Source organism: Planctomycetota bacterium (assembly GCA_038746835.1).
GTDB lineage: Bacteria > Planctomycetota > Phycisphaerae > Tepidisphaerales > Tepidisphaeraceae > JBCDKH01.
Window position 1 is genome coordinate 22,554 of the sequence record JBCDKH010000014.1, and the last position, 12,816, is coordinate 35,369.

At 66.1% G+C, this 12,816-nt stretch carries 10 protein-coding genes; 2 read left to right on the top strand and 8 right to left on the bottom strand.

Going from position 1 to position 12,816, the window contains the following annotated elements; translation table 11 throughout:
• The first annotated feature begins 149 nt into the window (after positions 1 to 149).
• The gene (locus AAGI46_03060; GenBank protein MEM1011184.1) at positions 150 to 1,433 is read left to right on the top strand and encodes a hypothetical protein; all 1,284 of its coding nucleotides are present in this window, start codon (positions 150 to 152) and stop codon (positions 1,431 to 1,433) included.
• Here AAGI46_03060 and AAGI46_03065 read toward each other — a convergent pair.
• Together AAGI46_03065 and AAGI46_03070 are read right to left on the bottom strand one after the other, a co-directional pair.
• Entirely contained in the window at positions 1,430 to 3,061 is a 1,632-nt protein-coding gene (locus AAGI46_03065) for a family 10 glycosylhydrolase (GenBank protein ID MEM1011185.1), read from the bottom strand. The two genes, AAGI46_03060 and AAGI46_03065, sit on opposite strands and share 4 nt — an antisense overlap.
• 26 nt (positions 3,062 to 3,087) lie before the next feature.
• On the bottom strand, positions 3,088 to 3,780 hold the full coding sequence (locus tag AAGI46_03070; protein MEM1011186.1) for a 7-carboxy-7-deazaguanine synthase QueE: 693 nt from the start codon (positions 3,778 to 3,780) through the stop codon (positions 3,088 to 3,090).
• A gap of 41 nt (positions 3,781 to 3,821) precedes the next feature.
• Between AAGI46_03070 and AAGI46_03075 the strand changes: the two genes are divergently transcribed.
• A complete protein-coding gene (locus AAGI46_03075; protein MEM1011187.1) occupies positions 3,822 to 4,619 on the top strand; it encodes a hypothetical protein in 798 nt (265 codons plus the stop codon).
• On the opposite strand, the gene AAGI46_03080 is transcribed toward AAGI46_03075, so the two are convergent.
• From AAGI46_03080 to AAGI46_03105, 6 genes are all read right to left on the bottom strand, one after another.
• Positions 4,574 to 5,575 carry an ABC transporter ATP-binding protein gene (locus AAGI46_03080; GenBank protein ID MEM1011188.1) on the bottom strand — a complete coding sequence of 334 codons (1,002 nt, stop codon included), beginning with the start codon at positions 5,573 to 5,575 and terminating at the stop codon, positions 4,574 to 4,576. The two genes, AAGI46_03075 and AAGI46_03080, sit on opposite strands and share 46 nt — an antisense overlap.
• Positions 5,576 to 5,595: 20 nt before the next feature.
• Positions 5,596 to 6,450, bottom strand: coding sequence for a VOC family protein (locus AAGI46_03085; protein ID MEM1011189.1), 855 nt, complete (start codon positions 6,448 to 6,450; stop codon positions 5,596 to 5,598).
• 16 nt (positions 6,451 to 6,466) lie between these two features.
• The gene (locus tag AAGI46_03090; GenBank protein MEM1011190.1) at positions 6,467 to 8,005 is read right to left on the bottom strand and encodes a lysylphosphatidylglycerol synthase transmembrane domain-containing protein; all 1,539 of its coding nucleotides are present in this window, start codon (positions 8,003 to 8,005) and stop codon (positions 6,467 to 6,469) included.
• Between the two features lie 78 nt (positions 8,006 to 8,083).
• A complete protein-coding gene (locus AAGI46_03095) occupies positions 8,084 to 9,811 on the bottom strand; it encodes a hypothetical protein (GenBank protein ID MEM1011191.1) in 1,728 nt (575 codons plus the stop codon).
• Positions 9,808 to 11,886, bottom strand: coding sequence for an ABC transporter permease (locus tag AAGI46_03100; GenBank protein MEM1011192.1), 2,079 nt, complete (start codon positions 11,884 to 11,886; stop codon positions 9,808 to 9,810). The genes AAGI46_03095 and AAGI46_03100 overlap by 4 nt, the downstream gene beginning before the upstream one ends.
• 44 nt (positions 11,887 to 11,930) lie before the next feature.
• Positions 11,931 to 12,794, bottom strand: coding sequence for an ABC transporter ATP-binding protein (locus AAGI46_03105; protein MEM1011193.1), 864 nt, complete (start codon positions 12,792 to 12,794; stop codon positions 11,931 to 11,933).
• Between the last annotated feature and the right edge of the window lie 22 nt (positions 12,795 to 12,816).

Consider the following 12,816-nt stretch of genomic DNA (forward strand, 5'->3'; position numbering starts at 1 on the left):
CTTCAAGTGGTTCGGCCGTGGTGGAGCCGCGGTCATCTCGAAGCTACCGAAGCACGTGGACCACTGCAAGCGTTCTGAGAACATTTCTTAGCCGTGTTTCACGTCGATGAAGGTTGCGGGCGCCGGCCGGTGCGAATATGACGGCTGTCGTGAGCCGCTCTCGTTCCACGTCCTCCGCGATCCGCCGCCGAAGTCGCGTGGTCAGCCGCGTGCGCCTCGCCCCTGTCTCCGCCAAGGCAGCTCGTGCACGTGCTGTCCCGACGGACGCCGAGGTGGAGAAGCTCGGCCGAACCCTGCGAAAATCACTGCAAAAGCTGCTCGATGACGTCTGTGACGGCCCGCCGGCGGAACACGCGCTAGTCGATCGGCTCGGCCTCGACCGGTCGAGCGTCGGCCGGGTTTTGCGTGCTTTGCGGGAACCGTCAACACACGCGTTTCTCGCTGGTTTGCCGTCGCCCGAGGGGCTGACGCTGGTTGCCGAGGCGTCGTCCGGACTCGGCGCTGCCACTGCTGACGTGGAAGATGCGACCGAGTTGTTTGCCAACCTGATCCACCGGCATCCGGGCAAGCGGCGCGGACTCAACGCGCGCCTCGCGGCTGGCGCGCCTTCTGCCAGAGAGCGTGCCGATCGCGACGCCCGTCGTGCCATGTCCAAAGCGGCGGCGGAGATGGTCGGATTCCGAGCACGGCGCATCGATGCGACGCTGTTCGTCCTGCCGACGGGAGACCCGAAACGCTTCGATGGTGCGTACCTGTCGGCCAAGTGGGGCGTTGAGTTGCTTCGGCCGAATGGTCCGTCGGTCTCCGTGGGCTCTGTAAGACCGGGTCCAGCTGCGCCACGCCTCGACTACGGGCCACTCGATGCGACCGCTCCAGCGGATGATCCCTCGTCGTGCCTGCTTCGCGACCACTGCCGGGCGGCGAATCGGGCGACGCGACTGGAGTTCGTCGAACACGGGCCGGACGGCGTCGAACTGCGTCTTCCCGCCTCGGAGCCGGAAGTTGGTGATTCCGTCGACGTCGTCTGGGGCCAACGCATTCGCCATTCGCTACTTCGTCGACAGACACCCAAGACGCAGTTCGAATGGCTGAGCACGCTTGTCACGATTCCGACGGATCGCGTGGTGATCAATCTGCTGTTGCCGCCCGAGGTTTGGCCGGACGTCGATCCGGTCGCGGCGATTCGGTTCCACCGTTCGCAACCGCCCGTTCCGCCGACACACGATCGCGGTGCGTTGCCAGGCGACCTTGCGACTGACTTTCTAGAAACCTCGACGAGCGACGGCTTGAACGACGACGAACCGCTTCTGTACGACGCGGCAAACCAGCTCGGGCTCGTTCCGAGCCAGCTGCGTCGCTGGCGATTCGAGTGGGCGTTTCCGGTGTTGAACTCGGAACTCACGATCTGGCTGCCGCTGCCGAGCGACCGTTAATCCGCTTCCGCAAGTTCGCTGCGACTGTTCAGGACGACCGTCGCCTCGCTCGCGTTGCCAGACGCATCAATTGCGAGAACGGCGACGGCCTCGACCGCGTCGTCATCGAAGTCGGCGATCACCAGCGTGCGTCGCGTGCCGGGGTGGATGGTGGTCGTCCAGCCGGTGGATTCTCGGAGCACCTGGATGGCCCAGCGGCGGGGCGTCTCGCCGTCGGGGCGGAGCGTCAGACGCAGGCCCGCGTCGGGCTCAGGCGACGGAAGGAACTGGACGGTCTCGAACTTGTCGCCCAGATCGCTGGCAGGCTGCGTCGTGGGCCGAGTCGCGCGTGTGGCGGTGTCAGCGGCAAGCGAGACGTCGGGGGCGTCCGGTGCGTCGTCGTCGATCCACGGCATCTCGGGCGGCAGGGCGACTTCGGTGTAGAGGCGGTCGCGGTACTGCTCGCTCATGCCCTTGATGTTCTGCGTCAGAATCTGGCTCGAGAAGTGGACATGACCAGTGCCGGTCTCGGTGAGCGCGCTGATAGCGCGGGCGGTCAGCACCTGGCCGATGATCTCGTCGACGGGCCAGTCCTGGAACTTCACGCGGCCGGTGTAGAGGCCGGGGGCGAGGATGCGGGCCTCGTCGTTCTGCTGGTGCCACCAAACGAGCAGCTGCGGAAAGCTCTGCGGCACGCGGGCAATCGGCCAGTAGAGCTGCGGCGTCCAGTAGTCGAGCCACCCTTCCTGCAGCCACTTGCGCGCGTCGGCATAGAGGCGGGCGTATTGGTCGAAGCCCTGGATGCTCGGCGGGTTGCCGGGACGCCAGATGCCGAAGGGGCTGATGCCGACCTTGACGTGCGGCTTGATGTCCTTGGTCTGCTCGTACATCGCCTCGACGAGGTCGTCGATGGCCTTGCGTCGGAAGTCGCCGAGGCTGAGCTCGCCGCCGCCTTCGACGTAGGCGTCGTACGCGTGGGTCGGCCAGTCGACGCCGTCGACGGGGTACGGATAAAAGTAGTCGTCGATGTGGACGCCGTCGAGGTCGTAGCGGGTGACGAGGTCTTCGAAGACGGCCAGCGTCCGCTCGCGGGCGGCCGCCATGGCGGGGTTCATCCAAAGCATCCGCTTTGAGTCGTTGCCATAGTCGACGACGAGCTCGGGGTCGGTGTTGGCGATGCTGTCGGGCGAGAGCTCGTACGAGCCCTTGTTGGGCTGGACACGGAACGGGTTGAGCCAGACGTGCAGCTCCAGGCCGCGGGCGTGGGACTCGCGGATCCAGAAGGCCAGCGGGTCGTAGAACGGCTCGGGGGCTTTGCCTTGTTCGCCGGTGAGGTAGTAGCTCCAGGGCTCCAGGTCGCTCGGATAGAGCGCGTCGGCAGCGGGGCGAACCTGGAAGACGACGGTGTTCAGCCGAAGCTCGGCGGCGAGGTCGAGAATCGCCCGGGCCTCGGCCTGTTGCTGTGACACCGACAGGTCGCGAGCGCTCGGCCAGTCGATGTTCTCGACGGTCGCAACCCAGACGCCGCGAAGCTCGCGCGCGAGCTCCGGCGGTTCCGGTAGCTCGTCAGCGTGCGAAGCGGGCGTCGCCAAGGCGACCAACAGCGAGATCAAGCAGACGCGGTAGAGCACGCCGACAGCATATTTCATAAGACTCTTTTCGGCACGATCAATCCTCACGTGCCACGCGTGTCGCCGTACAGGAACACGTGCAGCCGTGGGCAGAAGCGGTAACCCGTCGACTTGCACAGCTCTGCCAGCCACCCGGATCGTTGTACGAGCGTTTCGGTGTCTGTCCCTTCCGGCATCAGAAGGACGTCGTCAGGAGCGATGTTTTCAAGACGATCAACCACGTCACCGAGCTCGTCGACATCGCCGGGCGACGCAACGACGAACTTGACCTGGACGTCGCCGCGTCGTGTTCGAGTGTTCGAGATCAGCCCGTTCATCGCCTCGAAATCAAGTCGCTGCCGTTCGTGTGCGTCGGCGAACTGGCTTGCGCTAGGCGTCGAGTTGGCGAGCTTGGGCGAGAGGCTCAGAAGGTCGATCGCGAGCGGCTTGAAGACCGTGCCGGCCGTTTCGAGCGTGATGTGGCGGCCGTCGGACGTGAGACGGTCGCAGAGTTCCTCTGCGTCCGGCTGGATGACGGGCTCGCCGCCGGTGAAGACGACGTGCTTTCGGTCGACCTCGCCGACCCATGAGACCAGCTCGTCCACCGACTGCTGGCCGCCTTCGGGTTTCCAGCTCGCGTAGTGCGTGTCGCACCACGAACACCGCAGGTTGCAGCCGCTGGCGCGGATGAACGCACTGGGCACGCCGGTCAGTTTCCCTTCGCCCTGGATGCTGTCGAAGCGCTCGGCGATCCGCACGCAGCAGCGTACGACGGGCCGATTCTCCGATAGAGTTGGGTGTGCGGATTGCCCGACGCGGGACACGCTCAATCGGCGGGGCGATAGTGGCCTCGGTGGTCCTTCACGCGTCGCTGATCGCAGCCGGCCTCTACCACGTGGGGTGGAGCCCAGGCGATGGGCTCGATCTCGCGGTTGTTCAGCAGACCCTGCCGGACAACGCGCTCGGCACGCCGGGGCAGGGCGAGGCGTTCCTCGAAAAGCAGGGCGAGCTTCCCGAGCTGGCATCACGGCTCGGCCGACAGCAGCCGAGATTGCTCGATTCGCCCGCCTCGCCACCGTCGCAAGCTGCGGCGGCCGAGTCGGTGGCAGAGGCGCTGGAGACGCCCGCGACACCGGAAGGGCTCCGAGGCCCGCTCTCGTCAGACGCGGCGAGCCTCGCCTTCGCCGACGAGGCCGCCAGTCCGACGGAAGACGAGTCGGCCGATGCCGAACCGTCGCAGCCGTCTCCGCCGATGACCGCGGGACCGTCGACTGACCGCGAGTCGCCCGCCGTCTCACCGCGACCGGTGCCGGTCATCGACATCCGGACCGGTGCGGTCATCAGCGGCGGAAAACTCGACTTCAAGCCGCGCCTGCTCAGAGCCGGCCTGAGCGCGTATGCGGACCGCGTGTCGGGGCGAACGATGCGGCTGCAACTGGAAATCGACCGCACGGGTCGGCCGAACATCGTGATGATCCTGCGGGCATCGGGAAGTCGCTCAGTGGATGCGCTCGTGGAACGGTCGCTCTTCGAGTGGTGGTTCAACCCGGATCAGCAGGCCTCGGGCGAGCCATTCGTGATCGACCTGCGGCTGTAAACGTCGCTGCTGAGTCCGCGACCGGTGAGCGTCATGAAGACGTCGTCGAGCGTCGCGGCAGAGACGCTACACTCGCGCATCGGCGGAAGGTCGTCGCTGGCCATCAGGCTCGACAGCACGGTCTGGCCATCCGGCACACGCAGCGTCAGAGCACCGTCGCCATTGGTCACGTTGCCGTGCGGACGGAGGCATTCGGCAAGGTCGTCGAGCATTGCCGGATCGCGCGGGGCGAGCCGAACGACGTCGCCGGTCGCACGCTGTCGAAGGGCATCGGGCGTGTCGTCCGCGACGATCCGGCCAGCGTCGATCAGCACAATCCGGTCCGCGTCAGCCGCGTCGGCGGCGAGATCGTCGAGCAGGTGCGTGCTGACGACAACGGTCATCGGTCGCCCGGACGACTCGCGCAAATGACGAACGAGTTTCCAGACGTCACGCCTGGCTCCGGGATCGAGGCCGACGGTCGGTTCGTCCATCAATAGAACATCGGGTTCAGCCAGGAGGCTGCGTGCGATTTCCAGTCGACGCCGCATGCCGCCGCTGAGCGTTTTGACGACGTCGGCTCCGCGATCGGCAAGGGCGACACGCTCCAACCAAGCGTCCGCGGCAGCGTTTGCATCGCGTCGGTCGATACCGGCCAGACGTGCGTGGTACGCGAGGTTCTCCCGGGCGGTCAGTTCTTTGTCGAGGGCCGGGTTCTGGAAGACGACGCCGAGCTTTGACCGCACGGCATCGCGATCAGTGTGCACGTCGAACCCGAGCACCGCGGCCGTGCCCGACGTCGGCGGCAAGAGCGTGGCGAGAACGCGAAAGAGCGTCGTCTTCCCGCCGCCATTGGGTCCGACGAGCGCGAGGGTTTGGCCGACGTCGCACGCGAACGACACGTCGTCGACCGCAGGCGTCTCGCGGCCGGCGTAGCGGCAGGTCAGGTGTCGGACGTCGACGGCGGTGGCGTTCAACGCGTGGAGCCTACGCGGCGCTACTTCGCGGCCTTCGCCACGAGTCGCCACAGCGCGTGTGGCGACATCGACGGCTCGCGTCGCTGGACACGCTCTGCGTTGAACGCGTCGCGCAACGTCTCGAAGTCCTCGCTGTACGGCAACCGATCGCGCCGGCCGATCTTGCCGTCGAAGAGCTTGTCGATGAGCGAGCGTATCAGCTCGCTCGCCCGATCATCCACGGGCGAAGCGTCGCGTGCGGCACCGAGGCGTGGAAGCTGCCCGCGCTTGCGGAGCGACAGCAGGTGACGCCACGTCTCGCGACGGTCCGGCTGTGGCCCGGCAAACTCGGCGGCGTAGGCGGTGTGGATCGTCTCGAACTGAGGCGTGTACGGCAGGTCGTCTGCTGTCCGGCCAGCCTTTTTGTAGAGCTTGGCGAGTAACTCACGCCTGGGCGATAGCGACGCTGCCACGCCGGGAAAGAGTGCGTCCGGCGTCGCGGCGGTCTCGACCTGTCGGTCGTCGTCGGTCTCGAGGCTGCGGTCGATGAGCAGCAGCACCGTGCCGAACGGATCGCGGCAGGTCGCCTTGTAGCCGCGAGCCACTCGCGATGGCAGACTCATGAACGTCAGCCGAAGCTCGTTGCGTCTGTTGTGCAACGCCCGCACGTCGTCGACGAGCAGGAAGACGCCTTCGCCCGGAAGGTCGTCGTCATCGTGGAGCAGAATCTCCCGGCCGTCCGGCAGGCGAAACGTGGCGAAAGTGCCGCCTTCGCGTCGAAGCTCCAGACCCAGCGTGTCGCGGTAGTAGCGGACGGCCGCGGGGAAGTTGGCGACGCGGAGCACCAGCCGATCGATGCCGGCGAGCAGCGGAGTTGTCCCGTCGACCTCGGCCACGCCGAAGCGTAGAGCGTCACGTGGCCGGCAACGGTTGAGGCGTGTCGTCGACGTCGGGCTCCAACTCGTGCTCCTGCCGTTTTCCAAACCCGCCACGCAGAACGAAGATGCCGCCGGTGAGGTTCCAGAGGATCTGGACGACGCGAATGCAGAGCGCCAACGCGAACGCCTGGGCGACCGTCGCGCCCTGCGGCTTGGTCAAAATGACGGCGAAGAACTCCATCACGCCCGCGCCCTGCGGACTCACCGGCATGCTGGCTGACAGCACGATCACCGGAACGCAAACGAAGTAGTACGGCCAGGGAATCGGCAGCCCCAGCGCCACACCCGCAAGCATCGCGGAGATGATCACCGCACCGTGGACCGGCACCGTTAGCAGTGACGACTCGACCACGCGCATCGGCTGACTGCGATACGCCTCGGCCACGGTGTACAGCGCATCGAGGCCATCGCGGGCCTTGAGCTTGATCCGGTCGGACAGCCTGTCCGACACCTCATCCGGCAGGTCTTCGTACCGCGGGGCCGCCTTGTCCAGGACACGTCCCAGGCCTGTCCGCGTCCGGATCACTTGCCTGGTCGGAGCGCTGCTCAAAATGATGCCGACCACGACCGTTGCGATCATCATCACCACGGCAACGGTGGCGACACGCACACACGCGATCGCGACCGGAGACGACTTGTCGTCGGTCATCGCATACTGGATCGTGGCCGCCGTGCCGCCGATGGCGACGAGGACCAGAAGCCCGATCAGCCGATCGACGAACACACTCATCCACGCCGCCGCCTTGTAGCCGGGGCGGGCATATCGGCCTGCGTAGAAGGCTTTGACGAAGTCGCCGCCCGTGCTGCCGAGCATGAACGAGTTGTAGAACAACCCGACCATGTTGAGCACGAACGCCTTGCGCAGCGGCATCTCGATACCGAGCGGCGACATCAAGCGCCACCACCTCAAGCCCGTAAAAATCAGCGTCGCCGGGAAGACTGCGATTGCCGCGACGAGCAGCGACGGGTCGGCCCCGCGCACCATGTTTGCAAGCCCCGTCCGCACCAGCGGCTGAGGCGGTTGCGGTGTGTACCGAAAGCCCTGCGACGCGTCGTGTTCGACGACGCGGTAGCCGTCGCCCGATTCGGGCGTGAAGTAATAGATGGTTGTCGCGTACTCGTCGCCGCTGGCGTCTTTTGTCAGCCGCATCGCGGCGAGTTCGAAGCTGCCGCTGACGAGGTCCACGCCTTTGGCGTCGGGTCCGTTGAGGAGCCGATCGACCGAGACGCGCTCAGGTTCGCCGGTCTCGTACGAAGCGACGACCACCTCGTCGTCGACCGCAGGATCGAAGGGCTCTTCGACGGCGAGGTCGTAGACCGCGATCTCGTCGCCCTCGCCCTGGAGGACGTAGACGCGATCGCGGATCGTCAGCTGACTCAAGACCCACGCGATGCCGACGATGGCGATGGTCCATCGGGCGATGAAGGCCAGCCAACTTCGCTTGCCGCCCGAATCGACCGGTGGCACATCAAGCGTGTCGGGCGTCGGAGGCTTCGGCGGCAAATCTCCCATGAGCGACGGACACTGGCGTGTGCCTCACACCGTATCGCCTTCTTCGGCCACACATCGAGTCACGCGAGCCCGTCGCGATTACCGGACTTGGCCGAGCAGCTCCCGCAGGATTCCGATGCGAACCGCGAGCCGCGTCCGGATGCCGTCGAACTCGTCCATTACACGCTCGCCAGCGAAGCGACCCGTGCCGCGACTCTGGTTGCGCAGCTCCTGCTGAGCCAGATAGACTGCATCCTGCTGCTCACGCGGAAGGCCGGACAGGTCAGTGTTGACGACACCCGCGGGCAGGACGAGCGGGTCGACGTGGAACCGCATCACATATCGCAAGGCGTCAGCGTCGGCTTTCAGGTAGGCGTCGAGCAGCGACCGGAGCGTGACGGCGTCCATCGTCTCGTCGCCGAGCGCGAGGCGGGCATAGGCGATGTCGGCCTCCAGGATCACCTGGTTCAGCTGCAGCCTGTCGATCGTGGACGTGAAAAAGCCGCGGGCCTCGGGGTGCAGTTCGAGGTGCCTCACGAAGCGATCGGCCGCCGGTACGGCGAGTTCGAGGCTTCGCTCGTACATCGTCACCGCTCGCCGCAGCAGCGCCGGATAAGGCACGGCCTGCCCGGGTCGGTAGCCGGCGGAGAGTCGTTCGATGAGTGCCTGCTCACGCCCGTCCACACTGCGGGCCGGGGCCTCCAGACCCAGAGCCTCCGCCTCGAGCTGTCGCCCCTGCTCGTAGGTGGACAGCGACCAGTCGCGGAGGTTCCGCCCCGGTTGGATTCGGATGTAGGGAATCGAGTGCTGAATGTGCCGCTGGCCGGCGTGCTCCTGGAGGACGTACGCCCGCATCGCATGCTCAAACGCCAACGCGTGTGGGCCGAGACCTTCGGGGAAGGGGCCGTAGGCGTCCACGAACTGAATCTGACTGCCGTCGAGGTACTCGCCCGACGAGAGGCCTTCAGGGGCGTCGCGGGTCGGCTCGGTGAGCGACGGCTGGATGCGTCCTTCGGCATCGAGCATCGGCTCCAGACGTGCCAGTCGCAGCGTCGCAGCGTCGGCGGCACGCGGGTCGAACGGCTCGACCACCAGCAGCGGGCTGTCCGGGTCGGCCTCGATCAGACGAGCGACTTCCAGATCGAGCACCGTCGTCCTCGTCGACGCTTCGGCTGGCGTGCGCAGGACCAACTCGCGCGGCGAGATGCCAGCACGGAAGGCCGCCTGCTGGAACGCCTCCTGCTCCGCTGCCGGCAGGACGACGCGTGCTCGGGTCCGTTCGGCACGCGTCTCATCGCGAACTCGACGCTCGAAGAAGGCCCGCTCGTCGGCGGCGCCGAGCTTGTTTGAGAAGACCTGCCCGATCTGCGTCTCGATGTCGATGTTGCTAGGCCGATCCGCGATCACACGCCGGCCGTAGTCGATGCCGTCGAGGATGGCGGCGTAGCGGGCTCCGGGCGAGACCAGCTCCGCAGAGAGATTGATCGCCTTGTTGTAGATCTGCTGGATGTGAACGCTGTCGAACTGCGGCTGCAGCAGTCGGATCAGTTCGATCTTCGTGTCCAGGCCGCCCAGCAGCTGCTCGCCGCCGGCGCTGCTGCCGCGCTGCTCTTCGGTGCTGGTCCAGAGCGCCATGACCAGCGGCCCACGCAGTCCGCCAAGGACGAGACCGAGCGCCGCGCTGTCAAGCTTCGCAAGGCCAGACGTGCCGGCGTTCCCGACATTCTCCGGCGTCAAGCCGTCGCGAACACCCTGAGCGGCGACCCGCAGCATGCCTGACAGCACGAGCATGACCACCGCGAGAATGAGCGTCGTCTTCCGACTCATGCCGCCACCTCTCGACGTCGCAGAAGCACGTACCCGGCTGAAAGCACCGGCAGGCCATAGCCGACCGTCTGGATCACGGCATCGCCGACGTTGGACCACGGCACGACCTGCCGACGACTTGCCAGCGGTGCCGCATCGAAGACGGCAACGTCTGGCAGAAACTTGGCGACCGTCGACGAGGTGCCGCTCAGCACGTCGTAGCCACGCTCGACGACCTCACGGGCGGCGGCGGAGCCTTCGTCTTCCTCGCCCTGGAAGATCTGCTGCACGGCATCTCGGCCGTCGAACTGCGTCCCGATGCGTTCGACCACCCATCGCCCGCCGATCGCGACGATGGTCAGGACGAGCGCGACGGGCCAGTTGACGAATGTGCCGAAGACCACCGCCAACGTCGCGACCAGCAGGCCGAGCAGCCACTGGTTGAGCAACGCCTTGGCGATGGAGACAAAAACATGCCCGCCCGCGTCGGCCGCTCGAACGCCGGATGTCGACATGCTGACGATCTGGCCGCGGGCTTGCGACTGCACCTGAAGGTCGAAGTCGCCGGCGGACGTGATCGAGACGGGCAGCTCGAAAAAGGCCGGCAGTCCAGTGTCCAGAAAAATCGTCTGCCACGGCGACGTGGTGCCGTCGGGCGTGATCCCACGAACGCGGACGCGGCCCGCCGCAAGGGCGAGGTTGCCGAGGTGCGACTCGGAGATTTCCGCGTCGCCAACCGCTAGGAAGCCAACGCCCTCGTCAGCTCCGCCTAGCGGCGTGTCACGGAACGCGAAGACGCCAACGGGCGACGGTGTGTCGTTAGCGTCGAGTCCGACCCTGAGTCCGAGTCCGCCTCGGCCATAGCGCGTCTCAAGCCGGATCGCATTCCGCGGGTTGTCGCCCGTCGCAGGCAACAGCTCGAAGATCGACCCGTCGTTGCGCGTGATCCGTATGGCAACCGAGTCCGGCGTGATGCCGTACGCGTAGTCACCCGCCAAGCCCCACACGCCGACGACGGCCTCGCCGGTAACGGCAAACACCTCTAACAGCCGCTCGACAGCGTCGCTTGTCAACGTGATCGAACCGGTGTCCGCCCAGGATGCCGCTGCACCGTCCATCGAAAGCAGCGCTGCGTTGTTCGGAATCATTTGGACCGTGACGAACCGATCGCCATCGCTGGTGCGAAGATCGATCGCGACACGCGGAGGCTGCAGTGGCGGCAGGGCGTCGAGGCTCTGAACGCCCACCGGTAGAGACCCGGGCGGCAGTCGGCCGGGCAAGAGCTTCCAGTCGAGCCGCAAGAGCACAGAGACACTGGTCGTGCTGCCCTCGGCCACGGCTTCACTTCGCAGTTCCTCCGCAGTCGCCGGGTCCATGGCGAAGGGCACCATCGCGAAGTAGTCGTTGGGCCCGAAGAATCGCGGCTCGACGTCGTCATCCCCGTGGGCGATGTCCGGTGCGGTTGCGTATAGCTGAAAGTCGCGCGCACTACGTGGGCCATCCACGCCCAGCAGCCCTCGATCCGCGACGTACTGCAGATAAGGCCGTCGTCCCTCGTCCGCGAGGCCGGAGGCGAGTCGCCGCTCGACCGTGTCGATGAGCCGGTTCTCCAGCACGAGCAAGACGGCGGACGAAAAGACGCCCATCGCAACGAGCACGACTGCGACGAGTCCGCCGAGTCCCGCGATCTTGCCGACGATCAGCTCCAGCCGCGTTACCGGCTTGGTGATGATGCTGAAGATGACACGGCTCTCGATCTCGCGCGGAAAGCTTGCGCAGCCGAGGATCAAGGGCACGACAATCGCGATGAGCCCGCTGGCGAACAACGTCGCCCGAATCGCCTGCGAAATCGCCTGTCGCTCGTCGCGCGGGTCGGCGAGCAGCACCAGCAACACCGTCGCGACCATCGCCAGCGGCACGACGTAGAGCGCACGCCGTCGGACACCTTCACGAAACGTCAGCCCGGCAACAGCCATGGCACGCCGCAAGCTCCAACGTCTCAGATCGCGAAACCCATAGATCCCGATCCCGCCGACCACCAAAACGACCGACAGAACGAGCGGCAGCAGAAGCTGGGAGTCGAACAGGCCTTCCATCGACAGCACAAGAGTACGCGGCGTCCCGCTCCGTTCCGTCGCCGCTAATCGGAGCTGGTGTACGAGGCACCGTCGCCGGCGTTGTCGCGAACGACGCGGATGAACAGGTCTTCGAGCGTCGTCCGCGGGTGCGTGAGCGTCGCGTCGATGCCTTGTCTGGAAAGGTACTGGCGAAGCTCGTCCTGCTGTTCTTCAGACAGATTCGGGGCCTCGACCATCGTCACGCCGCGATCTTGTGTGAGGTCGCGGACCTGGCCCAGCGTCTGCATCCGGCCGCGGAAGAGGATCGTGACGCGGTCGCAGACGTCTTCCACGTCGGCCAGTAGGTGGCTGCACAGAATGACCGTCTTGCCCTGATCTTTGAGGCTGCCGATCAGGTCTTTCATCTCCCGCGTGCCGATGGGGTCCAGACCCGTCGTCGGCTCGTCGAGGAGGACGACGTCGGGGTCGTTGATGAGTGCCTGCGCCAGCCCGATTCGACGGGCCATGCCCTTGGAATACTCGCGAAGCTTGCGGCGTCTGGCCTTCTGATCGAGGCCGACCGCGTCGAGCAGCAGCGGCACGCGTTCGTTCAAATCACGCCGGCTCAGCTTGAAGAGCTTGCCGTAGAAGCGGAGCGTCTCTTCGCCGTTGAGGAAGCGGTAGAGGTACGACTCCTCGGGGAGGAAACCGATGCGCTTGTTGACGTCCGGGTGCCCGGCCGGCATGCCGAGGATGTTGGCCGAGCCAGCGGACGGGAAGATCAGACCGAGCAGCAGCTTGATGGTCGTCGACTTGCCGCTGCCATTGGGTCCGAGCAGGCCGAAGACCTCGCCGCGCTTTACGGTCAGATCGAGGTCGTGCAGCGCTGTCACCTTCGGCCGACCCCAGAAGTCCGTGTACGTCTTGCGGAGCCCGGTGATCTCGATCGCTGGAGAGACGTCCTGCTCA

Bases quoted from the DNA above. Each gene is read 5' to 3' on its own strand.
- AAGI46_03100 (MEM1011192.1), bottom strand. From the start codon at position 11,886: ATGGAAGGCCTGTTCGACTCCCAGCTTCTGCTGCCGCTCGTTCTGTCG.
- AAGI46_03090 (MEM1011190.1), bottom strand. From the start codon at position 8,005: ATGGGAGATTTGCCGCCGAAGCCTCCGACGCCCGACACGCTTGATGTG.
- AAGI46_03095 (MEM1011191.1), bottom strand. From the start codon at position 9,811: ATGAGTCGGAAGACGACGCTCATTCTCGCGGTGGTCATGCTCGTGCTG.
- AAGI46_03065 (MEM1011185.1), bottom strand. From the start codon at position 3,061: ATGAAATATGCTGTCGGCGTGCTCTACCGCGTCTGCTTGATCTCGCTG.